The sequence below is a fragment of the Nonomuraea sp. NPDC059023 genome (assembly GCF_042740095.1).
Lineage (GTDB): Bacteria > Actinomycetota > Actinomycetes > Streptosporangiales > Streptosporangiaceae > Nonomuraea.
On record NZ_JBHYIO010000005.1, the window covers coordinates 310,112 to 334,661 of the forward strand.

The 24,550-nt window shown below is 71.9% G+C and carries 15 protein-coding genes; 11 read left to right on the top strand and 4 right to left on the bottom strand.

The window, feature by feature from the left end; all coding sequences use genetic code 11:
- Positions 1–217 precede the first annotated feature (217 nt).
- Positions 218–778 (top strand): GNAT family N-acetyltransferase, encoded by a 561-nt coding sequence (locus ACFWYW_RS11610; RefSeq protein ID WP_379616584.1) that lies wholly within the window; start codon positions 218–220, stop codon positions 776–778.
- Here the strand turns inward: ACFWYW_RS11610 and ACFWYW_RS11615 are convergent.
- Positions 745–1,368, bottom strand: a complete 624-nt coding sequence (locus ACFWYW_RS11615; RefSeq protein WP_379616582.1) for a hypothetical protein — start codon at positions 1,366–1,368, stop codon at positions 745–747. The two genes, ACFWYW_RS11610 and ACFWYW_RS11615, sit on opposite strands and share 34 nt — an antisense overlap.
- Positions 1,369–1,513: 145 nt before the next feature.
- Between ACFWYW_RS11615 and ACFWYW_RS11620 the strand changes: the two genes are divergently transcribed.
- From ACFWYW_RS11620 to ACFWYW_RS11645, 6 genes are all read left to right on the top strand, one after another.
- Entirely contained in the window at positions 1,514–4,669 is a 3,156-nt protein-coding gene (locus ACFWYW_RS11620) for an FtsX-like permease family protein (RefSeq protein ID WP_379616580.1), read from the top strand.
- Positions 4,666–7,233, top strand: coding sequence for an FtsX-like permease family protein (locus ACFWYW_RS11625; RefSeq protein WP_379616578.1), 2,568 nt, complete (start codon positions 4,666–4,668; stop codon positions 7,231–7,233). The genes ACFWYW_RS11620 and ACFWYW_RS11625 overlap by 4 nt, the downstream gene beginning before the upstream one ends.
- 149 nt (positions 7,234–7,382) lie before the next feature.
- Complete coding sequence (locus ACFWYW_RS11630; RefSeq protein ID WP_379616576.1) at positions 7,383–10,559, top strand: ABC transporter permease; 3,177 nt, start codon at positions 7,383–7,385, stop codon at positions 10,557–10,559.
- The gene (locus ACFWYW_RS11635) at positions 10,556–13,198 is read left to right on the top strand and encodes a hypothetical protein (RefSeq protein WP_379616574.1); all 2,643 of its coding nucleotides are present in this window, start codon (positions 10,556–10,558) and stop codon (positions 13,196–13,198) included. The genes ACFWYW_RS11630 and ACFWYW_RS11635 overlap by 4 nt, the downstream gene beginning before the upstream one ends.
- 2 nt (positions 13,199–13,200) lie before the next feature.
- Positions 13,201–14,121: an ABC transporter ATP-binding protein gene (locus tag ACFWYW_RS11640; RefSeq protein WP_379616572.1), complete on the top strand. Its 921-nt coding sequence runs from the start codon at positions 13,201–13,203 to the stop codon at positions 14,119–14,121.
- Positions 14,114–14,812, top strand: coding sequence for an ABC transporter ATP-binding protein (locus ACFWYW_RS11645; RefSeq protein WP_379616570.1), 699 nt, complete (start codon positions 14,114–14,116; stop codon positions 14,810–14,812). Before ACFWYW_RS11640 ends, ACFWYW_RS11645 begins: the two co-directional genes overlap by 8 nt.
- Here ACFWYW_RS11645 and ACFWYW_RS11650 read toward each other — a convergent pair.
- On the bottom strand, positions 14,766–15,947 hold the full coding sequence (locus tag ACFWYW_RS11650; RefSeq protein WP_379616568.1) for an MFS transporter: 1,182 nt from the start codon (positions 15,945–15,947) through the stop codon (positions 14,766–14,768). The two genes, ACFWYW_RS11645 and ACFWYW_RS11650, sit on opposite strands and share 47 nt — an antisense overlap.
- Before the next feature lie 67 nt (positions 15,948–16,014).
- On the opposite strand from ACFWYW_RS11650, the gene ACFWYW_RS11655 reads away from it, so the two are divergent.
- The 4 genes from ACFWYW_RS11655 (at position 16,015) to holA (ending at position 21,667) form a co-directional block, all read left to right on the top strand.
- Complete coding sequence (locus tag ACFWYW_RS11655) at positions 16,015–16,500, top strand: MarR family winged helix-turn-helix transcriptional regulator (RefSeq protein WP_379616566.1); 486 nt, start codon at positions 16,015–16,017, stop codon at positions 16,498–16,500.
- Positions 16,501–16,945: 445 nt separating this feature from the next.
- On the top strand, positions 16,946–17,638 hold the full coding sequence (locus ACFWYW_RS11660; protein WP_379616564.1) for a helix-hairpin-helix domain-containing protein: 693 nt from the start codon (positions 16,946–16,948) through the stop codon (positions 17,636–17,638).
- On the top strand, positions 17,607–20,300 hold the full coding sequence (locus tag ACFWYW_RS11665; protein WP_379616561.1) for a ComEC/Rec2 family competence protein: 2,694 nt from the start codon (positions 17,607–17,609) through the stop codon (positions 20,298–20,300). The genes ACFWYW_RS11660 and ACFWYW_RS11665 overlap by 32 nt, the downstream gene beginning before the upstream one ends.
- Positions 20,301–20,683: 383 nt before the next feature.
- Entirely contained in the window at positions 20,684–21,667 is a 984-nt protein-coding gene (gene holA / locus ACFWYW_RS11670) for a DNA polymerase III subunit delta (RefSeq protein ID WP_379616559.1), read from the top strand.
- Between the two features lie 450 nt (positions 21,668–22,117).
- On the opposite strand, the gene ACFWYW_RS11675 is transcribed toward holA, so the two are convergent.
- Together ACFWYW_RS11675 and hutI are read right to left on the bottom strand one after the other, a co-directional pair.
- On the bottom strand, positions 22,118–22,924 hold the full coding sequence (locus ACFWYW_RS11675; protein ID WP_379616557.1) for a DegV family protein: 807 nt from the start codon (positions 22,922–22,924) through the stop codon (positions 22,118–22,120).
- Between the two features lie 13 nt (positions 22,925–22,937).
- Positions 22,938–24,146: an imidazolonepropionase gene (gene hutI / locus ACFWYW_RS11680; RefSeq protein WP_379616555.1), complete on the bottom strand. Its 1,209-nt coding sequence runs from the start codon at positions 24,144–24,146 to the stop codon at positions 22,938–22,940.
- Between the last annotated feature and the right edge of the window lie 404 nt (positions 24,147–24,550).

Genomic DNA, 24,550 nt, shown 5'->3' on the forward strand with positions numbered 1-24,550 from the left:
GTCCAGTGCGTTGACGTGCTGTTCGAGGTGGGAAAATCCCTGCCCGCGGACTGGCGGCGCCCTCGCACGCTCGCTTCAGGGTAGTTACCGGCTCCGCGCGGAGGCAACCGCCGAAAACCGTTTGTTCTCGCCTGCGGCATTCCGCACAATCAGGTCGTGATCTTTCAAGGCCGTACCCCGCCGGATTTCCTGCTGCCTGCCGTTAAGGATCACTGCCTTGAACCACATTCTCCGTGACTACGCCCGCGCCGACGAGTCCTCCTGGCTGCGCTGCCGGGTTCTGGCCTTTCTGCGCACCGCCTACTTCGACGACGTCGCCCCGGCCAAACCCGCGATCGCGGCCCCGGGCTTCGAATTGGTCGCCGCCGACCGGCACGGCACCGTCCTGGGCCTGATGGACGTCGCCGTCCGGGGCGAGCTGGCGACCATCGAGACCGTCGCGGTCCACCCTGACCACCAGCACGCCGGCATCGGCCGCGCGCTGCTCGAACAGGCCATGACCCGCGTCCGCACCATGCCCACGGTGACCGCCCTCGACGCCTGGACCCGAGACGACCCGGACGCCCTGCGCTGGTACCGGGCGATGGGTTTCCGCGAGAGCGACCACTACCTGCACGTCTACGCGACGGCCGGCGAGCCGGAACGCGCGCTCACCGGCGCCCGGCCGGGCCTGTTCCCGGTGTCGGTGTTCCTCCACGCCGGCCTCGCCGAGGAGGAGCGGCTGCGTCGCGAGTTCGCCCGGGTTCACGTCTGCCGGCGCTTCTCCATCACACTCTGACCCGCTTCCAGTTCCGCCGCCCGGCGGAGGTCCTTGGGGCGGCCGATGGCGCGGCGCATCCGGATCAGGTCCTCTCGGCAGGCGTAGTGAACCTCCAGCCCGCCCGGGTCGGCCGCGGTGATCGCGCGGTCGAGGAACTCCGCCACGCGAAGACCGCCCCAGGGCAGCGCCGGCGTGCAGCAGTCGCCACCCGCTCCGGGCGAGGTGAACTCCACCTTGGGACGGAGAAAGGACTCCGGGCGAAGGGGTACGGAGTCGTCCGTCAGCCGGGCGTGGACGGCGGTGAAGGCGGCGGCCAAAGCGGGGGCGTGCGCCGGTAGGCCGTCCCAGAGCAGGTCCAGGTCGCCGGTCAGTTCGGTGGATCCGTGCATGATGCCGGCGACCTGCCCGATCACCACGGCCCGGACGCCGTGGTGGTGAAGGGCTTCGAGCAGCGGGAACGGGTCGAAGCCGAGGGCGCCGTCCGTGCCGATCGTGCCGACGTCGTCGTCGGCGTCCTGGTGGCCCAGGCCGGTGCCCGCCCGGTTCAGGGCCAGTTCACGGGTACGCCGGGCGGCGGCGCGAAGACGCTCCAAGGGCTCGTTGATCATTCGGGCATCCAACACCTGGCCCCACTCACGACGCACGCGAATTTCAGTGAATGTCACGATTTCCGCATCACATGGGAATCTCGGCTGGATCACCATTGAGCCCGCCGCCATTGCCCGCCCACAACGCTCCCCTGATGGTGGACCCATGCGGGGGCTGTTTGTCATCAGGCGGGCGTTCAGCGAGCCTCTGCTGTTGCTTGCGGCCTTCTTCTCCATCCTCCTGGCCACCGCGACCCTGGTGGCCCTGACGATGTACGCCTCCACGATCACCGAGGCGGGCGTGCGCCGCACCATGGCCACCGCCGCGATCCCGGACAAGGCGGCGGTCCTGTCCGCGCCGGTGACGAAGGAGAACTTCCGCCAGATCGACGCCATGGTGCGCGACCAGGTCAAGCGTGCCTACCAGGGCCTGCCCGCAGCGGTCACGGCCACGGCCAGATCGGCCACGTACGTGGCGCCGGGGCAGCTCGGCCGCAAGACGCCGGAGCTGTTCACCTTCGGCCTGTACGAGGATCTGGGCGAACACGCCAAGCTGGTAGCCGGGTCCTGGCCACGGCGGGGGAACGTGGTGGAGGCGGCGCTCTCGCAGCCGGTCGCGACCGCGCTCGGACTGGCTCCCGGCCGGACGTTCACCACCCGGGGGCGGGTGGACAAGGCGCCGGCCACCGTCCGCGTCTCCGGGATCTTCCAGCTCGACGACCCGTTCGGGGAGCGGTGGTTCGCCGAGCCGCTGCTGGTGCGCGGGGCCGAGGTGGGCAACTACACCACGTACGGCCCGCTGGTGGTGGCACCCGAGACGTTCCTGGAGCGATTCGCCGACCATGTCACCGTCACCTGGCTGGCGGTGCCGGACCTGCGCGAGCTCCAGCCGGACCGGCTCGCCGCGTTCGCGGCCGACGTGGCCGGGACGAAGGAACGCCTGGCCCAGGCGGGCTGCGTCAACTGCGGCGCCACCTCCCGCCTGCCCGAGGTCATCGCCCAGCTCGACACCGCCGCGCTGGTGGCGCGTTCGACCATGCTGATCCCGGTGCTCCAGCTCGTCCTGCTGGCGGGTTACGCGCTGATGCTGACCGCCCGGCTGCTGGCCGACCACCGGCGCATGGAGGCGGCGCTGCTGCGGGCGCGGGGCGCGGGCAGCGTGCGGCTGGCGGTGCTCACGGGCGCGGAGGCGTTGCTGGTGGCGGTCCCGTGCGCGGGGGCGGCGCCGTTCCTCGCGCCGATACTCCTCGAAGCGGCGAACGCGGGGGCGGGGGCGTCGGAGGTTCGCGCAGGGCTGGGGGCCTTCGTGGTGGCGGCGCTCGTCGCGGGCGCCTGTGCGGTACTGCTGGCGCTGCCCGCCCTGGCCGGGGCCCGCCGTACCTATGTCGAGACGCAGACCGCGCGCGCCCGCAGGGGGCTGGTGCAGCGGGCCGGGGCCGACCTGGTGCTGGTGGGGGTGGCGGCGCTGGCGATCTGGCAGCTCCGGCACTACGGGGCGCCGGTGACGGCCACCGCGGCGGGCGGGCTGGGGGTCGATCCGCTGATCGTCTCCGGCCCGGCGCTGGCGTTGCTGACCGGAGGGCTGGTGAGCCTGCGGCTGGTGCCGCTGGTCTCCGGGCTCGCGGAACGGCTCGCCACCAGACAGACGGGCCTGGCCCCCGCCCTGGGCGCGATGCAGGTGAGCAGGCGGCCGCTGCGGTACGCGGGCCCGGCCCTGCTGCTGACCATGGCCGTGGCGATCGGCGGCCTGTCGCTGGCCACCGCGGCCACCTGGCGAACCTCCCAGAACGACCAGGCCGCCCACCAGACCGGCGCGGACCTGCGCGTCTCCGACCCGCCCGAGAACCACGAGCTCGGCGTCCTCGGCCGCGGCGGCACGTTCGCCGCGCTGCCGGGCGTGCAAGCGATCAGCCCGGTCTACCGGGGCAGCGCGGACATCGGCGGCACGGACGTCACGATGCTCGGCGTGGACGCGGCCAAGATCGGCGGCATCATGCGGCTGCGCGCCGACCTGTCGGCCGACCGGGTGCCGGACATGGCGAAACGGCTGCTCGCCGGACGTCCCGGCATCCCGGTGATCCCGTTGACGGGTGACCGGCTCCGGCTCGGTGTCCGGCTGGAGGCGCGGGAGCCGGTACCGGTCAAGGTCAGCGTCGTGGACGGGCTCGGCGTCTGGCGGGAGCTCGCCCTCGGGCCGCTGGAGCCGGGCGCGCGCACGCTGGAGGTCGACCTGCGCCCGCTCTACGGCCGCACGGGCACGGCAGGCCCCTTGTTCCTGCGCGGACTGACGTTCGATCTGCCGGTCCCGGCCAGGGGCACGGCGACCAGGATCACCGTAACCGGCCTGAACGCCCCAAAAGGCGCCCCGTGGACCCACGCCATCCAGCGCCCCGGCCGCCTGCACGGCGGCGAGCTCACGCCGACCCCCGGCGGCTTCACCATCGAGGTGCCGGCCCCCGAACCCGCCGAAGCCCCCGCGGACCCACAGCCACTGGTCGTCACCCTGGGCAGGGGCCACCTGATGGCCTCGCCGAGCGATCGGCGCCACCCGCTGCCCGTGGTCGTCTCGCGAGACCTGGCCGCCATCATGAAGGCGCGCGTCGGCCAGGTCACCGCGGTGGCGATCGAGGGCCGCAACACCGCGGTGCGCGTGGCGGGCATCGTGGACGCGCTGCCTTCGACGGCCGCCGGGCGGCCCGCCGTACTCCTGGATCTGCCCACGGCGCAGGCCCGTGACCAGGCGTGGGCGCTGCCGCCGAAGCCCGTCACCGAGTGGTGGGCCGCGGCGCGCGGCGGCGACACCGCGCCCGCGGTGGAGAGGTTACGGCGCACGCCCGCGTGGGGCGCGAGCGTGGTGGATCTGCCGTCGCAGGCGGCGAAGCTGCGTGACGACCCGCTGGCGGCGGGGCTGGAGGGGGCGCTGACGCTCGGGTTCGCGGCGGCGCTGGCGTTCGCGGTGCTCGGGTTCCTGGTGAGCGCGGCGGTGGCGGCGCGCGAGCGGGCCGGTGAGCTGGCGATTCTGCGGGCGCTGGGGATGAGCGGGCGGCAGATGTTCTGGTTGCTGGCGGTGGAGCAGGCGTTCGTGATCGGGCTGGCGATGGGGGCGGGGATCGGGCTGGCGGTGGTGGTGGGGTATCTGGTGGTGCCGCACATCGTGCTGACCGGGCAGGCGGCGGCCGTGGTGCCCGCCGTGGCGCCGGTCTTCCCGTGGGCGGCCACGCTGGTGATGGCGCTGGCGGTCTGCGTGGTGTTGTTCGGCGTGGTCGCGGGGCTGGCGGGCAGCCTGCGCCGCCGGGCGCCGCTGGTCAGGGAGGACCTGTGAACCCGCTGCGCCTGGCCAGGACGCACGCCGGGGCGCTGGCCGTGCTCGCCGCCCTGGTGGCCGCGGCGGCGCTGCTGGTGGCGGCGCTGCCGAAGACGATGGAGGCGGCCTACGACCGGGCGTTCGCGCACTCGGTGGGCTCCGCGTCCGCCGACCGGACCGACCTGACGGTCGAGTACACCACCCAGGACGACCCGCCCGAGCACCGCACCGCCGCGGACTTCGCGCGCCGCGACGCGCGGCTGCGCGAGATCCTGCCGCCGGTCCTGCGCCGGACGGTGGGCCCCGGGCATCAGCGTGCCTCCACGTTCAACCTGCCCGTGATGAAGGGGCCGGCGGCGGACGGCCCGCTGTTCGTGGACCCGACCTGGGTCTCCGGCGTCGAGCAGCGCGTCCGCTACGTGGCGGGGAGGCCTCCGGGCCCGTCGGACGGCAGGCGCTTCGAGCTGGCGATCGTCAGGCCGGCCGCCGAGGCGATGAACATCCGGGTCGGCACCCGGCTCCAGCTCGGCACCGTCGGCGTCATCGACGCGACCGTCACCGGCCTGTTCGACGTCGTGGACCCCGGCGACCGCTTCTGGGACCACAACCGGGCCGTGCGCGCGGTCAACCGCGTGCCGATCCCCGGCTCCGACATCTACGAACTGCACGTCGACGCGCTCATCTCACCGGAGAGCCTGCCGGCGCTCGGCGGCGGGCAGCGGCAGATCCACTACTCCTGGGTGATCCCCGTCGACACCGCCAAGGTCACCGCACGTGAGGCGCCCGCGCTGCCCGCGGCGATCGCCGAGTACGACCGGCTGGCCGGCGTCGAGGCCGCCGACCCGTGGAACCGCTTCGTCCTCATCACCCGGCTGCCGGAACTGCTCGGCAGGTTCCTGGGCGAGCTGGCCACCGCGCAGACCGTGATGACCGTGGTGCTGGGCGGGCTGCTGGCGGTCTCGCTGTGCGTGGTGCTGCTGGCCGTACAGCTGATGGTGGAGCGGACGGACCGGGCGCTGGCGCTCGCGCGGGCGCGCGGCGGGTCGCTGCGGCAGGTCGCTGGCGCGGGGACAGGCCTGGTGGCGCTGGCCGCGCTGCCCGCCGCACTGGCCGGATACGGGCTGTCCTACGCCGTGCCGGGCCCGCTCACTCCGATCGTGCACGCCGGTCCCGCGCTGATCGCCGCCGCCGTGGTGGCGGGCGCGGCGGCGCTGCTCGCGGTCCGGCACCGCGCGCCCCTGCACGAGCGGCGCGCCGACGTCGTGGCGGCCCGGCTGTCACCGGCGCGGATCACCGTGGAGGCCGCGGTGGTGGCCCTGGCGCTCGGCGGCGCGTTCCTGCTGCGCCTGCGCGGGCTGGCGGTCGGGGACCCGTTCCTGGTGCTGGTGCCGTTCGGGCTGACGGTGGCGGTCGCGGTGATCACCGTGCGCTGCTATCCCTTCCCCCTCCGCCTCCTGGTACGGCTGGCCGCGCGCCGTCGCCGGGCGGTGCCGTTCCTGGGCCTGACGCTGGCGGCCAGGGCGCGCTCGTTCTCGGTGCTGCCGGTGCTGGTGCTGCTGCCCGCGCTGGCCGTGTCGGTCTTCTCCGCGGTGGTCGCCTCGGGCATCTCGACGGCACAGGAGCACGTGGCGTGGAACGAGGTCGGCGCCCACGCCCGCCTGCAGGCCTCCGGCGTGTTCTCCCCGGAGGCGGTCGAGCGGGTGCGCCGGGTCCCGGGGGTGAAGCGGGTGGTTCCCGCGCAGATCGCCACCGTACGGATCGCCGAGCGCCATCCCACCCTGGTGGCCATCGACCTGGAGGCCTACCGCGCGATCGTGGCCGGCACGCCGCTCAGGCCGCCGGGCCCGCTGCGCGACGGTCCGGGGATTCCCGCCCTGGTGCCGCCCGACCAGGTGGGCGCCGAGCTCACGGTGACGTGGAACCAGCAGGTGAAGCTGCGGCCCCAGGGCTCGGTGACCTCGTTTCCCGGGCTGGGCGACCTGCGGGAGTTCGTGGTGACGCCGCTGGACGTGCGGGCGCGGATGGGCCGCGAGGTGGAGATCACGACGTTGTTCGTGGAGGGCGACGGCGTGGCGGCGGCGGATCTGGCGCAGGCGGCGGGCGCGGGCGTGCGGGTGCGCACCTTCGGCGACGCGCTGCGGGCGATCGAGGACGAGCCGCTGACGGCGACGGTCCAGGTGGTCTTCCGCGTGGTGACGCTGGCGCTGGGCGGCTACGCGCTGGCGGCGGTGGTGCTGGCGCTGGTGGTGGGCGCGCGGGAGCGGGCGCGGGCGCTGTCGTTCCTGCGTACGCTCGGGTTGTCGGCGGGGCAGGCGCGGCGGCTGACGGTGCTGGAGGTCACGCCGATGATCCTGCTGACGGCGCTGGCCGGTCTGGGGCTGGGTCTCGGGCTGGAGCCCGCGCTGGGTTCGGCGATCGACCTGTCGGCGTACGCGGGCGGGGCCGCGGTGGCGGGGACCGAGGTGTGGTGGCCGCTGTTACTGGCGGCGACCCTGGCCCCGGTGTCGGTTTTGGGCGTTTACGTCCATATTTGGCTTGGCCGCCGGGCAGCCGTGGGCGCGATACTTCGCGTGAATGAGTAATAGAGTCCAGGTCCTGTGCGATTTGTGTCACAGTTTCGATATCACATGCGCATCGCCGCAGCGTATCGGGTGCGCATCCCTTACGAAGATCACCTTGCCCTCGACTCCGCCGATCCTCAAAAGTTCACTAAACGGGTGAAGGGGGTCATATGCGGGGGCCGTTGATCGTCAAGCGGGCGTTCAGTGAACCGCTCCTTCTCCTCGCCGCCCTCGGCTCCATCCTGCTGGCCACCACCACGCTCGTGGCCCTGACCATGTACGCCTCCTCCATCGCCGACGTCGGCGTCCGGCGCACCATGGAGACGGCCTCCTTCGGCAACACCGCCGTCACGGTGACCGTTCCGGTCAAGGGCGAGACCTTCCCGAAGCTGGACCAGGTCATCCGCGAGCAGGTGGGCAAGCTCTTCACCGGGGTGCCGACGGCGATCGGCGCCAGCTTCCACTCCGACTCCTTCGCCATGCCCGGCCAGGAGCGCAAGGAGCGCCCGGAACTGCTCAGGTTCGGCAGCTACGACGGCCTCGACCGGCAGGCCAAGCTCGTCTCCGGCGTCTGGCCGCGCGACGGCGCGCAGCCGCTGGAGGCCGTCGTCTCGCAGCCCGCCGCCTCGGCCACCTCGTTCAAGGTCGGCCAGGTCATCACCACCCAGGGCCGCGTGGACAAGAAGACCCGCCAGGTGAAGATCGTCGGCATCTTCCAGCTCGACGACCCCTTCGGCGACCGCTGGAGCGGCGAACCCCTGCTCAGCCGCGGCGTCGAGACCGGCTCCTACACCACCTACGGCCCGCTCATGGTCGGCCGGGACACCTTCCTCACCCACTTCGCCACCACCGTCAGCACCACCTGGACCGCGCTGCCCGACCTGCGCCAGGTCTCCCCCGAGCAACTGCGCCCGCTGGCCGACGGCGTCAGCGGCCTGCGCGAACGGCTCCGCTCGAACGGCTGCTCCGAGTGCACCGCCATCAGCCGGCTCAACGGCGTGCTCACCCAGCTCGACACCGCCGCCCTGGTATCGCGCTCGACCATGCTCATCCCGGTCCTGCAACTGCTGCTCCTGGCCGCGTACGCGCTCATGCTCACCGCCCGCCTGCTGGCCGACCACCGGCGTATGGAGGTCGCGCTCCTGCGCTCGCGCGGCGCCGGCACCTGGCGCCTGGCCTCCCTGGCCGGCGGCGAGGCGCTGCTGGTGGCCGTCCCGTGCGCGGTCATCGCGCCGTTCCTCGGCCCGCCGCTGCTGGCCGCGGTCAACACGCTGCCGTGGATCCAGGCCTCGGGTGTACGGCTGGCGCCCGTCGCCGACCTCGGCACCTTCCTGGTCTCCACCTCGGTGGCGCTCGTGTCGGCGGTGCTCCTGGCGCTGCCCGCCCTCGCCGGGGCCCGCCGTACCTATGTGGAGGAACAGTCGGCACGCGGCCGCAGCGGCGCGCGCGGCCTGATCGAGCGCGCGGGCGCGGACCTGGCGCTGCTGGTCGTGGCCGGGCTGGCGATCTGGCAGCTGCAGCACTACGGCGCGCCGGTGACCTCGACCACCACCGGCGAACTGGGCATCGACCCGCTGATCATCTCCGGCCCCGCCCTGGCGTTGCTCACCGGCGGCATGCTCGGCCTGCGCCTGGTCCCCCGCATCTCCAAGATCGCCGAACGGTTCACCACCAAGCGGGCCAGTCTCGCGCCGGCGCTGGGCGCCTGGCAGGTGGCCAGGCGGCCGCTGCGCTACTCGGGACCGGCGCTGCTGCTGACCATGGCGATCGCCATCGGCATCGTCTCGATGGCCACCGCCTCCACCTGGCGCGCCTCGCAGAGCGACCAGGCCCGCCACCAGGCGGGCGCGGACCTGCGGCTGACCGGCCCGCCGGACGGCGGTGAGCTCGGCACCCTCGGCAGGGGCACCGCCTTCAGCACGCTGCCCGGCGTACGGGCCGCCGCCCCCGCCTACCGGGGACGCGCCGACGTCGACAACGCGTTCGTCAGCCTGATCGCCATCGACGCCGCCAAGCTCGGCCAGGTCTTCCAGCTGCGCTCCGACCTGTCCGCCCAGACGGTCGCCGAGCTCGGCGCCGGGCTGACCGCCGGCCGGCCCAAGACCGCTCCGGTCACGCTGCCCGGCACCCCGCGCACACTGACCGTGGACGTACAGGCGCCCTTCGGAGCCGTCCCCTTGCAGGTCGTGCTCTCCGACGCGCTCGGCGTACGCCACGCGCTGCCCGTCGAGGCGGTCGCCAAGACCGTACGGCAGGCCACCCTCGACCTCACCGCCCTGACCGGCCGCGGTGGGAAGGTCAGCTACCCGCTGGCCGTCGAGGGCTTCATCTCCGGAGTCAGCGAGACCGACCGCGAGGCCCGCGTGCTCGCGCTGCGCGCCGACGGCCGGGAGGTGAACGTGCCCGGCGGCCTGCGCTGGGCGGGGGCGGACCCGGCCGGCCGGGAAGGGCTGTTCACCATCGAGTCCGGCCGCGAGGGCGCGGTCGTGATGCCGGCGCCCCCGGGCGTGGACCCGGACAAGATGCTGCTGCCTCCGCGCGCGGCCGGCGCCACGGTCAACGCGCCGCTGCCCGTCGTGCTCACCGCGGACCTGGCCGCCGCGCTCAAGCTGAACGTCGGCCAAGTCGCGCCGATCACCTTCGAGCGGCAGGTCATCGAGGTCAAGCTGACCGGCGTGGTGGAGCGCATGCCCACGACCACGCCGGAGCAGCCGGCCGTACTCGTGGATCTGAAGACGCTGCAGGACCGCACGCTCAGCGCGGGCGAGATCCCGCTGCCGGCGACCGAATGGTGGCTGAACACCGGCGGCTCGTCCACCGCCGCGTACGAGAAGATCAGGACCAACCCCGTCTGGAACGTCACCGCGCTCGACCAGCGGCGGCTGGCGACGGAGCTGCGTGACGACCCGCTGGGCAGCGGCCTGCAGGGGGCGCTGATCCTCGGCTTCCTGGCGGCGCTGGTCTTCGCGGCGCTCGGCTTCCTGGTCAACGCGGCGGTGGCGGCGCGCGAGCGGATGTCGGAGTTCACCATCCTGCGGGCGCTCGGCGTGAGCTTCCGTCAGGTGTTCGGGCTGCTGGCCATCGAGCAGACGTTCGTCATCGGGCTGTCGCTGGCGGCGGGGACCGGGCTGGCGGTCGCCGTCGGATACCTGGTGGTGCCGCACATCGTGCTCACCGGCCAGGCCGCGGCGGTCACGCCGGACGTGCGGCTCGACATCCCGTGGCCGGCCACGGCGGCCATGCTCGTGGTGGTGGCCGTGGTGTTGTTCGCCATCGTCGCCGGGCTGGCCCGCAGCATGCGGCGGCAGGGTCTCGGTCAAGTGCTGCGCATCGGGGAGGACCAATGAAGACCCTGCGGCTGGCTCGGGTGCATCCCGGCGCCCTCGCCATGCTCGCCGTCCTCACCCTGAGCGCCTGCCTGCTCATCGCGGGCATGCCGCGCATGATGCAGGGGGCCTTCAACCGGGCGATGGCGCAGGATCTCGACGCCGCCCCCGCGCAGCAGGCCGACCTGACCGCGCTCGCCTCCTCCAACGGGATCCGGCAGGACATCGGCTCCGTCGAGCAGTTCGAGCGCTGGGACGTGGAGCTGCGCGAGCTGGTCCCGGCCGGGCTGCGGACCGTCGTGCGCCCTCTCGGCGCGGGCACCTCGCACATGAGCGCCAAGACCTCGCGCACCCCGGTGCACAACACCGGCGGCATGAGGTACATCAACCTGGCCTGGCTGTCCGACGCCGACCGGCGCGTGCGGTGGACCGAGGGACGGGCGCCCGGCAAACCCTCGACCACGCGCTTCGAGAACAACGACATCCCCCTGTTCGAGGTCGGCGTCGTCGCCGACGCGGCCAAGAAGATGGGGCTCACGATCGGCGCCCGGCAGATCATCGGCGAGAGCGACTACGCCGCGATCAAGGTGGTCGGCATCTTCGAGGCGGTCGACCCCGGCGACCGCTGGTGGAGCCACAACGGCGACGCGCTCAACGTCAACGAGGTGCAGCCGCCGGGCAAGCTGGACCTCGAGAAGTCCGTCACCGCGCTCATCCCCCCCGCTGCGCTGGCCGTGCTGAGCGGCCAGGCCCGCCAGCTCGACTACCGCTGGGTCCTGTCCGTCGACACCGCCGCCCTCGCCAAACTCGACCCCGTCGCGGTGCAGACCGCCATCAGGGAGTACGACAAGGCGCTCGCGCTCAACGCCAAGGGCGACTTCGCCCACCGCCTCGACACCCAGCTCGCCAACCTCATCGCCGCCTTCCTCACCAAGCTGGCCACCGCGCAGACGATCATGTACCTGGCGCTGGGCGGGCTGCTCATGGTCGCGCTCGGCGTCATCGTGCTCGGCGTACAGCTCGTGCTCGACCGCATCGACCAGGCGCTCGGCCTGATGCGGGCGCGCGGCGGCGCGCTGCGCCAGATCATCGCGACCGCCGGCGGGCTCACCGCCGCAGCCCTGCTGCCGGCCGTCCTCGCCGGGTACGGCCTGGCCTACCTCGTACCGGGACCCGCCGTCGCGCTCGTGCACGTCGGCCCCGCGCTGCTGCTGCTCACCGGCATCGGCTACGCCTGCGCCCGAGCCGCCCTGGAACACCGCGCGCCCCTGAACGAGCGGCGCGGCGACGTGGCCACCGCCAAGCCGACGGCCAAGCGGATCACGCTGGAAGTCCTGGTCATCGGGCTCGCCCTGGTCGGCGCGTACCTGATCCGCACCCGCGGCCTCACCACCGACGTGGCCACGCAGGGGCAGGACCCGTTCCTGCTGTTCGTCCCGATCGCGCTGACGCTGGCCGCCGCGCTGATCACCCTGCGCTGCTATCCCTATCCCCTGCGCCTCATCGTACGGCTGGCGGCACGGGCCCGGCCCGCCGTACCCTTCCTGGGCCTGACCAGGGCGGCCCGCGCCCGCTCCTTCAGCGTGCTGCCGGTCCTGATCCTGCTGCCCGCGCTGGCCGTGTCGGTGTTCGCCTCGCTGATCTCCAGCGGCATCGTCCGCACGCAGGAGGTCGCCGTGTGGCAGAAGGCCGGCGCGCCGATCCGCGTCGAGTACTCCGGCATCTTCACCGACGAGGCCATCGCCCAGATCGGCAGGACACCCGGCGTCGACCAGGTCGTCCCCGCGCAGCTGGGGAAGGTACAGATCGGGTTCACCGCCGAGCGGGCCGACATCCTCGCCGTCGACCTGGCCGCGTGGAGCAAGCTCATCGCCGACACCCCGATCACCCTGCCAGCCCAGCCCGGCGGAGACGGCATCCCCGCGCTCGTCTCGCCCGGCATGAAGGGCCGCGGCACCATCGACGTCGGCTGGCAGAGCCGGATGAAGGTCCGCGAGGCGGGCGTCATCGAGAAGGTGCCCGGGTTCTTCAGCCAGGGCCGTTTCCTGGTCGTGCCACTGGACACCAACCAGCGGGCCGGCACCCGCGTCAACGTCAACACCCTGCTCATCAGCGGCAGCGCCTCCCCGGCCCAGGTGCGGGCTGAGGCCGTCAGAGCCGTCGGCGACAGCGCCAAGCTGATCTCCGTGTCCGGCGCCGCCGAGGCCCGCGCGGCCATCACCGGTGACGCGCTGACCGGCACCGTTCTGGCCATCTTGCGGATCGTGACCGTGGCGCTGGCGGCGTACGCGCTGGTCGCGGTCGTGGTGACCCTCGTGATCAGCGCGGCGGAGCGGGCCGCGGCCCTGTCGTTCCTGCGTACGCTGGGGTTGTCGGCACGCCAGGCACAGGGGCTGACCGTCCTGGAGATCTCCCCGATGATCGTGCTGACCTCGCTGGCCGGGCTCGCGCTCGGCCTCGTCCTGCCCGCCGCGCTCGGCCCCGGCGTCGACCTGTCGGCCTACACCGGCGACCTCGACGTCCAGAGCTACGACCTCGACCTGCTGACTCCTACGCTCCTGGCCGCCGGGCTGACCGGCGTCGCCGTACTGGGCGCCTACGCGCACACCGCCATCAGCCGTCGCCGCAGCCTCGGCTCCGTACTCCGAGTGGGTGAGTGAACGTGAACCCGACCCTGTCCGAGCTGGAAGCCCAGGCGAGCCAGGAGAAGGCCGCCTTCGGCGGTGACGCGCACATCGTCTGTGACAACCTCGTCCGCATCTACAAGACCGAGGGTGTCGAGGTCGTCGCCCTGCAGGGCCTGGACCTGCTGGTGCAGAAGGGCGAGCTGGTCGCCATCGTCGGCGCCTCCGGCTCCGGCAAGTCGACGCTGCTGAACGTGCTGTCCGGCCTCGACGTCCCCACGGCCGGCCTGGCCAAGGTGGCCGGCACCGATCTGCTGTCCATGGCCGCCAAGGACCGGCTGCGCTACCGGCGCGAGGTCGTCGGCTTCATCTGGCAGCAGACGGCGCGCAACCTGCTGCCGTACCTGACCGCACGGGAGAACGTCGAGCTGCCCATGAAGCTGGCCGGCAAGGCACGCAGGGGCCGGGCCGCCGAGCTGCTGACGCTGCTCGGGGTCGACTACTGCGCCGACCGCAGGCCGTCCGAGATGTCCGGCGGCGAGCAGCAGCGCGTCGCCATCGCCGTGGCGCTGGCCAACTCCCCGCAGCTCATCCTCGCCGACGAGCCCACCGGCGAGCTCGACAGCGACACCTCCGAGGAGGTCTTCCACGCGCTGCGCAAGGCCAACCGCGAACTCGGCGTCACCGTCGTCATCGTCACCCACGACCCGCTCGTCTCCGAGCAGGTGGACCGCACGATCGGCATCCGCGACGGCCGCACCTCCAGCGAGACGCTGCGCCGCGAGGGCGCCGAGGGTCAGATCGTCGCCGAGGAGTACGCCGTCCTCGACCGCGTCGGCCGCCTCCAACTGCCCCGCGACTTCATGAACGCCCTGGAGCTGGAGCGGCGCGTACGGCTCGAACTCGAGTCCGACCACATCGGCGTATGGCCCGCGCGAGAGGAGAGCAACGGTGAGTGAACCCCTGGTCGTCGTCGACGGGCTGCGCAAGGTCTACCGGACGGGCCCCAAGGAGGTCGTGGCCCTGCGCGAGGTGTCCTTCCAGGCCTTCCCCGGCGAGCTGATCGCCATCCGCGGCCGCTCGGGCTCCGGCAAGACCACGCTCCTGAACCAGATGGGCGGCCTGGACCGTCCCGACGCCGGCCGGGTCGTCGTGGCGGGCGAGGAGGTCACCGCGATGAGCGAGGACTCCCTGCTGGCGCTGCGGCGCGACACCGTCGGCTTCGTCTTCCAGTCCTTCGGCCTCATCCCGGTGCTGTCGGCCGCCGAGAACGTCGGCGTGCCCATGCGTCTCGCGCGCACGCCCGTGGAAGAGCGCGAGAAGCGGGTACGCATGCTGCTGGCCCTCGTCGGCCTCGAACAACACGTCAACCAGCGCCCCTACGAACTGTCCGGCGGCCAGCGCCAGCGCGTCGCGATCGCGCGTTCCCTGGCCAACCGGCCGAGGCTGCTCATCGCCGACGAGCCGACCGGCCAGCTCGACTCCCAGACCGGCCGCCAGATCATGCAGCTCATCCGGGCGCTGGTACGCAGCGAGGGCGTGACCGCGCTGGTCGCCACCCACGACCCGAGCCTGATCACGCTGGCCGACCGGGTGCTGGAGATCAGCGACGGTGTGGTTCAGGAAGCGGCGCTGCTGCAGGAGTCCTGACCAGGGCGGCGAGGTTGGCCGCCACCACCAGCACCCCCGCCGTCAGCAGCAGCCCCGTGCCGCCGGTCACCCCGGCCAGCGGCACCGCCACGGCCAGCCCGAACGGCCGCGAGGCGAACGAGATCAGCTGGTCGAACGACCGCACCCGCCCCAGCGCCGCCTGCGGGATCTCCCCGGCCACCACCGTCTCCCACAGCGGGCTCAGCAGGCCCAGCCCGAACATCGCCACCAGATAGGCCCCCGCCAGCACCCAGACCGGGGCGGCGAACGCCAGCGCGGCCATCGGCAGCACGTACAGGGCCGCGCTCACCTGGACCACCACCAGCGGGCGGCGGATGGGCAGCCTGGGCGCGGCGAACACGCCCGCGACCAGGCCTACGGTGCCGCACTGCACGATCAGCACCCATCCGGCCTCACCGGCCGTGCCCGTGACGGCCAGCGGGCCCAGGGTCAGGAAGAGGCCAGCGGCGAAGTGCCAGACGCCGTGGCCGAGCACGCTGGTCAGGAACCAGGGGCGCCGCCTGACCTCCTGCCAGCCCTCGCGCAGGTCGGCGCCGAAGGTGCGGCGGTGGGCGGGGTGGGGCGGGCTTGCCGTACGGACTGAGCCGAGGGTGAGTGCCGAGCACGCGAACAGCAGCCCGGTCAGCAGCGCCGCCCAGCCGGGACCCGCCACGAGCACCACCCCGCCCGCGAGCGCGGGCGCGACCACCGCCGACAGGCTCGTCGCCACTCCGATGCGCGCGTTGACGCGCAACCGGTCCCGCTCGGGCACGACCGCCGCCACCAGCCGGGGTACGGCCGGCATCCCGAACGCGATCGCCACCCCCGCCGCGGCCGAGAGGACGGCCAGATCGAGGATCCGGTTCACGCCGAGCAGCAGTTCCACGCCGATGCCGATCTGAGTGAGGCACCGGGCCAGATCCGCGGCCAGCGCCACCCGCTCCGGCCTTATGCGGTCGGCGAGCACCCCGCCGATCGGCAGGAACAGCAGCAGGGGGACGAGTTCGGCGGCCAGCACCAGTCCGAGGTCGGCGCCGGAGCCGGTGGTGCGCAGGACGGCAAGGGTGAGGGTGGTGGGGATCAAGGCGGTGGCGAGGGCGGACAGCGCGCGCCCGGCCAGCAGGCGGTTCGTCATGGCCTCGGATGGTATTTCGCTGGCGAATGTTTCGTCAACAAAATACTTAGTGGCGTATGATCCAATCGTGGAAGACTCCGTCGACCGTCACCTGGCCCGCTGGCGCGGCAAGGCCCCCTACGACGAGCTCGTCGAGGGGGTGGTGACCCGGATGCAGATGCTGGTCAAGCACCTCCACCAGACGAAGGCGGCGGCGCTGGCCGAGGTGGGGATGCAGGACTTCGAGTTCGAGACGCTGCACCGGCTGGCCGCGCACTCGGGGAGCGCCACGCCCTCCGTGCTGGCGGCGGAGCTGCTGCTGTCACCGGCGGGGATGACGGGACGGCTCGACACGCTCGAACGCTCGGGGCTGATCCGGAGGGTGCGGAGCAGTGATGACCGGCGGCGGGTGGATGTGGAGCTGACCGGGCGGGGGCGTGACTTGTGGACCGAGGCGATGGAGATCCGGGCTGAGGTGGAGTCGGGGATGATCTCGGCGCTTTCGCTTGAGGATCGGGTGATGCTGGACGCGCTGCTGAAGCAACTCCTCCACAACGTCGAATCCCCCCACTAACCTCCACCCCCCACGGCCGTTCACCCCCACCAGCCCTCGCGCCCCACGCGTGTTCGCGCCCCCACGGGCCTTCGCCTCCACCTGCCTTCGGCCCTCACCGGCGTTCGCCTCCACCAGCCTTCGGCCCTCACCGGCGTTCGCCTCCCACCGCCCTTCGCCCGCCCGCGCATGCCCGCCCTGCCACGGCACGCGGGGCCCGCGCTCGCCCCCGACCACACCAGCCCATTGGCCCGCCAGCCTCACGGCCTCCTTGGCCCGCAAACCCTCTGGGCCCCTCCCACGGCCCCGAGCCTTGTGGCCCGCATCGCCCCAGCAAGCCCTTAAGGCCCCCTCCTGGCCCGCTAACCCGTGTGGCGGGTTGGCGGGTTGTCCACAGCCCCCGCCTTATCCCCAGAACCCCGTTCGCCCGATCCCCCTCACCCCGCCCCGCCGTACCGTCACTGCCGTGCGCTCCCCCGATCCCACCAGCGAGCAGGCCATAGCCGAGGCGAGGCTGCGATCGATCACCCATCCAGGGACAGGCGAGCGCACCCCCAACCTCCCTCCCACCTTCGAGGCCTTCCGCGCAGCAGTAGCCGCCCAAGCCCCCACCCGCACAGGCGTACGCGTCCTCATAGCCGTAGGCGCCCTGGCGGCAGCGGTAGCCGCGTTCACCTTCTGGCGCTCGGCCCCCACCCCCGCCCCACTCCCACCACCACCCCCAGCGGCGACCACCCCACGCCCGACCGCCTCGGTAACCATCCACGTCACCGGCAAAGTACGCACCCCAGGCGTCTACCGCCTCCCCACCGGCTCCCGCGTCACCGACGCCCTGACCGCCGCCGGAGGCCTGCGAAGAGGCACCGACTCAAGCCCCCTCAACCTCGCCCGCCGCCTGATAGACGGCGAACAGATAGCCGTAGGCACCCCCGAGGCGGCGGCAGCCCTGGCCTCAGACCCCACAACATCGATCGTCGACCTCAACACCGCCACCCCCATCCAACTGGAGCAGTTACCAGGCGTAGGCGAGGTCCTGGCCACCCGCATAGCCGAGTTCCGCGACACACACGGCGGTTTCACCAGCGTCGACCAGCTCAAGGAGGTGACAGGCATAGGCCCGCGCAAGTATGAAGAACTCAAGGACCGAGTCCGCGTATAGCCCCACCGTCTTCCCCGCCCTGGCCGCCTGGGCCACCGCCCTGATCCTCCTGGGCGCTCCGGCAGAGGTCAGCTTCATCTGCGCGGCAGTAGCCGCACTGGCCACCGCAACGCTCTACGCCACACCCCCGTGGCGAGGCACCGCAGTGGCCATAGCCGCCTGCACCGCGGCGGCAGCCGCCACAGTGGCCTTCCACACCCACGCGGTATCCACAGGCCCCATCCCAGACCTGGCCAGAAAAGGCATAACCGCAACAGCCGAGGTAGTCCTCACCAACGACCCTCGAACCCGAAGGAACCCCCGCTTCCCCGGCGAAAGCGTAGTAGCCGAAGCCCGCCTAGAACTCCTGCAAACCCCCACCACCCACCTAACCCTGAGCACCCCGGTAACCCTCTTCGCCACAGGCCCACACTGGCGAACCCTCCTCCCCAGCCAACGCCTGAAGATCACCGCCAAACTGGCCCCCGCCGACCCGTCCGACCTGACCGCCGCCCTCCTACTGGTAAAGGGCACCCCCCAACAACTGGGCACCCCCTCATGGATCCAAACCGCCGCCGGAGCCCTGCGCTCCGGCCTGAGAGCAGCCGCCGACCCCTTCCCCGAAGACCAACGCGGCCTGCTCCCCGCCCTGGTAGTGGGCGACACCTCCCGCATGGACCCCCAGGTAACCGCCGACTTCAAAGAAGCAGGCCTAACCCACCTGACCGCCGTATCCGGCGCCAACCTCGCCATCATCGCCGGCGCGGCCCTGGCCCTGTCCCGCGTAACCGGCCTCCCCCTACCGGTCAGAGCAATCCTGGCCGCAACCGCCATGATCGCCTTTGCGGTAGTGGCCCGCCCCTCCCCCAGCGTCCTAAGAGCCCTGGCAATGGGCCTGGCAGCCGCCCTGGCCCTGGCCACCGGCCGCCCCCGCCACGGCATGGCCGCCCTGTCAATCTCCGTCCTCTTCCTCATCCTCTTCTCCCCAGACCTGGCCCGCTCCTACGGCTTCGCCCTCTCCGTAACCGCCACCGCCGGCATCCTCCTCCTGGCCCCCAAATGGCGCGACCACCTATCCCAACCCCAACCCACCCCACCAAACCCCCACCCCCAGACCCGCCCCAAGCCCACCCCCGCCAATCTCCAGCTCACCCTCACCCCCAGCGAACCCCGCACCACCACAGAGCCTCTGACGACAGGGCCCCTCACCACAGGGCTCCCCGCCACACAACCCCCCACCACAGGACCCGCCGCCACAGAACCAGTCACCACCGCACAACCCCCCACTACAAGGCCAGCCGCCACAGAACCGATCACCACCGCACAACCCCTCACCGCACGTCCGGCCGCGTCCCTCGCCCTCATCACGGAAGCCCCTCGGATCCGAAGCACACGCAAGCGACACCACCCACGCCCAAGATCATCCGTCGCCCAGGCGGCAACCAGCCTCCTCAGGCCGCGGCGGGCCCTGCCCAGGTGGCTGGCGGAGGCGATCGCGGTACCGGCCGCCGCGCAGTTCGCCGTGACACCCGTGCTGGTCCTGATGTCCGGCCAGGTCACCCCGGTGGCGGTGATCGCCAATCTCCTGGCCGGCCCCGCAGTGGCCCCGGCGACGCTCCTGGGGTTCGCCGCATCCGTCGTGGCCCCGATCAGCGTCGAGGCGGCACGTATCCTGCTGATTCCGGCCGGATACGCCGTGGGCTGGATCATCACCGTCGCACAGTGGGCGGCGGGCCTGCCGTTCGCCACCATCCCGTGGCCAGGCGGCCTGCTCGGCTTGGCACTCCTGGCGGTGGCGGTGGCAGTCGCCGTACCCCTGCTCCGTCATCCCCGATGCCGAGCCGTCACCCTGGCTGTGCTGGCGGGCATCTTGATCGCCGCCATGGTCCTCCCACCCGCCCTGTCCCCGTGGCCGCCACGCAGATGGCTCATGGTGATGTGCGACGTAGGTCAGGGCGACGGCATGGCCATCGCCGCAGGCCCAGGCAGAGCAGTCGTAGTAGACACCGGCCCCGACCCAACCCCCATGGATCGCTGCCTACGCGACCTGGGCATCCGCGAGATCCCGTTGATCATCCTGACCCACCCCCACGCCGACCACATCGGCGGCCTGACCGGAGCCCTGAAGAACCGCCGCATAGGCGCCGCCCTACTGACCGACCACCCCGCCACCCCAGCCCCCATCACCCGGACTTTCGCAACCCACCACGTCCCCCAATGGACAGCCACCCCCGGCGCCCAATGGACCTTCGGCCCCTCCGAACTCACCGTCCTGGCCCCACCCGCGACACCCCCGACAGCACACACCGGAACTGAGGGCAGCGAGATCAACAACACCAGCGTCGTACTCCGCGTCCGCTGGCACGCAGGCTCCATCCTCCTGAGCGGCGACATAGAAACCGAAGCCCAATCCGACCTCCTGCGAACCACCTCCCCGGCAGCCGACATCCTGAAGGTCCCCCACCACGGCTCCGCCCGCCAGGACCCCGCCTTCTTTTCCGCGGTCGGCGCCCGAGCAGCCCTGATCAGCGTCGGCTCCGACAACACCTACGGCCACCCCGCACCGGCAACGCTGGCCCTCCTCCACCGCTCCGGCACCCGCGTCTACCGCACCGACCAGTCCGGCGACCTAGCCATAACCGACGACCACAACGCCACCCTGTCCATCACCCCCCGCAACTAGCCCATACCGCCCAGCAAACCCCCCCAACCCGCCCAACCCGCCCACTCCCGCATCCCCACGCCTCTCCAGCACGCACCACCCCACTCTCCGTCGCCCCACTCTCCGTCGCCCCACGCGTTAACCACCTCACCGCCCACCCCTCACTCCTTCCAGCCCGCCTACTTGGCGGTTCGGCTCGGCAGGCAGTTCGTTCATGGACAGCGACTCCACGGCGGTCTCGGACCTCGATCTTCTCTTCCTTGATCATCAGATCGGCCGTTAGTTTTACAGTCCCGGCGGTTTCGGGTGCCGTGGGGGGTGTCCTCGGGCTTGGCTGTGGGTGGGGGTGGCGGGTCGATCTGGTGGGTGGTGGATTGAGTTCCGGGTTGTCGTTGGGACGTGGCATGCTGCTCGACATGGCCGCAACCGATCCACCACTCGTGACCCTGGTCGTAGGCGACGAGGAGCTGCTGGCTGAGCGGGCCGTTGGCGAGGTTGTCGCCATCGCGCGTGCTGCCGATTCCGGCGCGGAGGTGCACGATCTGGTCGGGTCCAAGGTGGCTCAGGGGGAGCTGACGCAGTTGGCCTCACCGTCCTTGTTCGGGGACCGGTCGGTGGTGGTGATCCGGTCGGCGCAGGATCTGGGCAAGGATGTGATCGCCGAGGTTCTGGCCTATGCGGGGCGGCCTTCCGATGACACGGTGCTGGTGCTGATGCATCCGGGTGGGGTCAAGGGGAAGGCACTGGTCGACGGGCTGAAGAAGGCTCGGGTGAACGTTGTCACCGTCAGCAAGCTCACCAAGCCCGCCGAACGGCTCGACTTCATCAAGACCGAGGTGAAACGGGCGAAGCGCGCCATCGCGGCTGATGCCGCGCAGGCGCTCCTCGAAGCCGTAGGTAATGATCTTCGTGAACTGGCTGCCGCGTGTAGTCAACTGGCGTTCGACACGCAGGAGAAGACCATCACCCTGGCGGCGGTCGCGCGCTATCACAAGGGGCGGGCGGAGGTCACGGGGTTCAATGTGGCGGACTCGGCCGTGGAGGGGCGGCTGGGGGACGCGCTGGAGCAGTTGCGCTGGGCGCTGGGCACGGGCGTGGCGCCGGTGTTGCTGGTCAGCGCGATGGCGGGCGGCCTGCGGTCGCTGGCCAAGGTGGGCGGGGCGCCCCGCAACCTTCGCGGTGGTCAGCTGGCCGGTCACCTGGGGATGCCGCCGTGGAAGGTCGATCGGGTACGCCGCCAGCTCAACGGCTGGGGGCCGGAGGGGTTGTCACGGGCGCTCCAGGTGGTGGCGGTGGCCGACGAGCAGGTCAAGGGCGGTGGCGCCGACCCGGGCTACGCACTCGAACGCGCCGTCCAGACCATCGTGGCCAACCGCACGGGACGCTGACACCCCCAGACCCGCCGCCTGTCGCGCAGAGAGGTTGACGCCCAAGAACCCACCGCTGACGCGCAGGGGTGTTGACGCCCAGGAACCAGGCATCCCGATGGAGGGGGATCGCTCTCCTGTCCAGCCACGGGGTGGGCACCAGGGACAGGCGGAGAGCCGAACGCAGGCCGGATCGCCGCTGAAGGGCAGAAGCGCGGCCCACAACGGCACCCGGACAGACGGGCCGCGGGCAAAGGCACTGGGACAGACGGGTCGCGGGCCAGGGGCACCAAGACAGACAGGTCGCGGGCCAGGGCACTGGGGCGATAAACGGGCCGTGGGCGCAGGGGCAGACGGGTCGCGGGCCAGGGCACTGGGATGACAGACGGGTCGCGAGCCAGGGCACCGAGGCGGACACGTTGTGGGCGCCCAGGGTGCTGGGACGGCGGACGGGGCGTGGGGCCAGGGTGGTTAGGCGGGGGTTAGGGTGATGCCGAGCATGCCGGGGCCTACGTGGGCACCCACGACGGCGCCTACCTCTACCAAGGTGAGTTCGCGCAGTCCCGGCAGGCGTTTGCGGAGGCGGTCGGCCAATGCGTGGGCTCGGTCCGGGGCGGACAAGTGTTGGACTGCCAGGTCTACCGGTGACGAGGAGGCAGCCTCCACTGCGAGGTCTTCCATGCGGGCCACCGCCCGGGTAGCCGTGCGGACCTTTTCCAGGGGCTGGATGGTGCCGTCCTTGATGTGGAGCAGGGGTTTGATCATGAGGGCGGAGCCGAACAGGGTGGCGGCGGCGCTGACCCGGCCGCTGCGGTGGAGTTGGTCGAGGGTGTCGACGTAGAAGAACGTACGGGTGGCGGCGGCGCTGGTGCGGGCCGCTTCGGCCACCGTGGCGAGCGGGGCGCCCTGGGCGGCGGCGCGGGCGGCGGCCAGGACCGGGTATCCGAGGCCCATGGCGAGCGACCGGCTGTCCACGACCTCGACCGGTAATCCGGCATTCGAGGCGGCCAGTTCGGCGGCGCCGACGGTTCCGGACAGTTCGGCGGACAGGTGGATGGAGACGATCGCGGTATGGCCGGCCGCCGCGAGTGTGCGGTAGCAGGCGGCGAACCGTGCGGGTGACGGCTGCGAGGTCGTGACCGTGGCGAGGTCGCCGGTGAAGCCGGGTTCGTCGTGGGCCGTTCCGCCGGCGAGTACGGAAAGGGGGACGACCGTGACGCCTTCGACGGCGGGCAGGTAGGCGGTGGAGTCCGTGACAACGGCGACCGAAGGCGGCATACCCCGAGATTAACTACTGAACGGGGGTGCCACCCCGCCAGACGCGGCGCGGCTTGAGTCCGAAGGACCAGGCGAAGGCGCCTTCGTGGTCGGCGTCCCACTGGACGATGTCGGCCAGGCGGCCGGGAGCGAGCACGCCGCGGTCGGGCGCGCCCAGGACGGTGGCGCCACCGAGCGTCGCGGCGCGCAGGGCGTCGTTGACGCTCATGCCGAAGGCGGCGACGGCCATCGCGATGACCTGGGACATCGAGGTGATGCCGCAGTAGCCGGGGTTGTGGTCGCTGCCGAGGGCGACGATCACGCCGTGCTTGATCATCTTGCGCACCGGCGGGAGGTTGCCACGCTGGAGCGCGGTGGCCGGGCAGACGACGGCGGGCACGCCGTACCGGGAGAGGATGGCGAGGTCCTCGTCGGAGGTGTGGTGGAGGCCGTCGGCGGAGGCGCAGCCGAGTTCGGCGGCCAGCTGGACGGCGCCGCGGCGGCTGAACAGGCCGGCGTGGATGCGCGGCAGCAGGCCGACGTTGCGGCCGGAGGCGAGGACCCAGCGGGATTCCTCGGTGGTGAAGTGGCCTTCGTCGCAGTAGACGTCGACGCTGTCGGCTCCGGCGGCGGCCGCGTCGGCGCACCAGGCGCCCACGGCCTCGACGTACTCGCGCTGGCGGCCGAAGTACTCGGGCGGGACCACGTGGGCCGCGAGGAAGGTGACGTGCACCCGCGGCATCATCGGCTCCTTCTCCAGCTCGCGCAGGAGCCGCACGTCGGCGAGTTCGCCGTCGCGCGTCAGGTGGTAGCCGGTCTTGGCCTCGACGGTGGTCGTGCCGCTGAGCAGCCAGGCGCGAAGACGTTCGCGCACGCCGTTGCAGAGGGTCCACGGGTCGGTGCCGCGGGTCACGGTGACGGTGGAGCCCACGCCGCCGCCCGCGGCGGTGATCGCCGAGGAGGTGGAGCCGCCGGTGCGGATGGCCAGTTCGGCGTAGCGGTTGCCGGCGTAGACGGGGTGGGTGTGCGCGTCGATGAGGCCGGGAGTGACGAGGGCGCCGCCGAGGTTCTCCACGTGGTCGACGTCGACGATGTCGTCGACGACGCCGGGCACGCTCTGCGGCAGGTCCGGCGCGCGGCCGACCCAGGCGATGCGGTCGTTGTGCACGAGGATGGCCGCGTTGCTCAGGACCTCGTTGCCGGTCCAGAGGCGGCCGATGTTGGTCAGCAGGCGAACGGTCACCGCATCACCGCCACGCACGGACGCGAAACAGAGCGCACGGCTCCCGCCGCGCCCACTGAGTCCAGTCCGGGTCCGGACGACATGGGGTCTCCTGCTCTCATCCGCCAATGATGTGCGGTGACCGTATCGCCGGACGCATGATCCGGCGATTTCAGTTCAGTTACGTTATTTCACAGGTCGGCCGACTGTACAGGGTTATTCGGAAGAAATCACAATCGTCACAGCGCCCCCTGCATGCGTCTCGTCCCGCAGCAGCCATCATCCGCAACCCGTGCCCTTTGCTGTCCTGAGGCTTGGCCAATGGTAGCAATCCCAGGCACATCAAGGCCACTGTCGCATTTGTCAGGATTTAAGATGTACGGCTACCGCCATACGCTGGGCATTCACCCAATCGAGATAGCGAT

Bases quoted from the DNA above. Each gene is read 5' to 3' on its own strand.
- ACFWYW_RS11635 (WP_379616574.1), top strand. From the start codon at position 10,556: ATGAAGACCCTGCGGCTGGCTCGGGTGCATCCCGGCGCCCTCGCCATG.
- ACFWYW_RS11620 (WP_379616580.1), top strand. From the start codon at position 1,514: ATGCGGGGGCTGTTTGTCATCAGGCGGGCGTTCAGCGAGCCTCTGCTG.
- holA (WP_379616559.1), top strand. From the start codon at position 20,684: ATGCTGCTCGACATGGCCGCAACCGATCCACCACTCGTGACCCTGGTC.
- ACFWYW_RS11665 (WP_379616561.1), top strand. From the start codon at position 17,607: ATGAAGAACTCAAGGACCGAGTCCGCGTATAGCCCCACCGTCTTCCCC.
- ACFWYW_RS11675 (WP_379616557.1), bottom strand. From the start codon at position 22,924: ATGCCGCCTTCGGTCGCCGTTGTCACGGACTCCACCGCCTACCTGCCC.
- ACFWYW_RS11650 (WP_379616568.1), bottom strand. From the start codon at position 15,947: ATGACGAACCGCCTGCTGGCCGGGCGCGCGCTGTCCGCCCTCGCCACC.
- ACFWYW_RS11615 (WP_379616582.1), bottom strand. From the start codon at position 1,368: ATGATCAACGAGCCCTTGGAGCGTCTTCGCGCCGCCGCCCGGCGTACC.
- ACFWYW_RS11630 (WP_379616576.1), top strand. From the start codon at position 7,383: ATGCGGGGGCCGTTGATCGTCAAGCGGGCGTTCAGTGAACCGCTCCTT.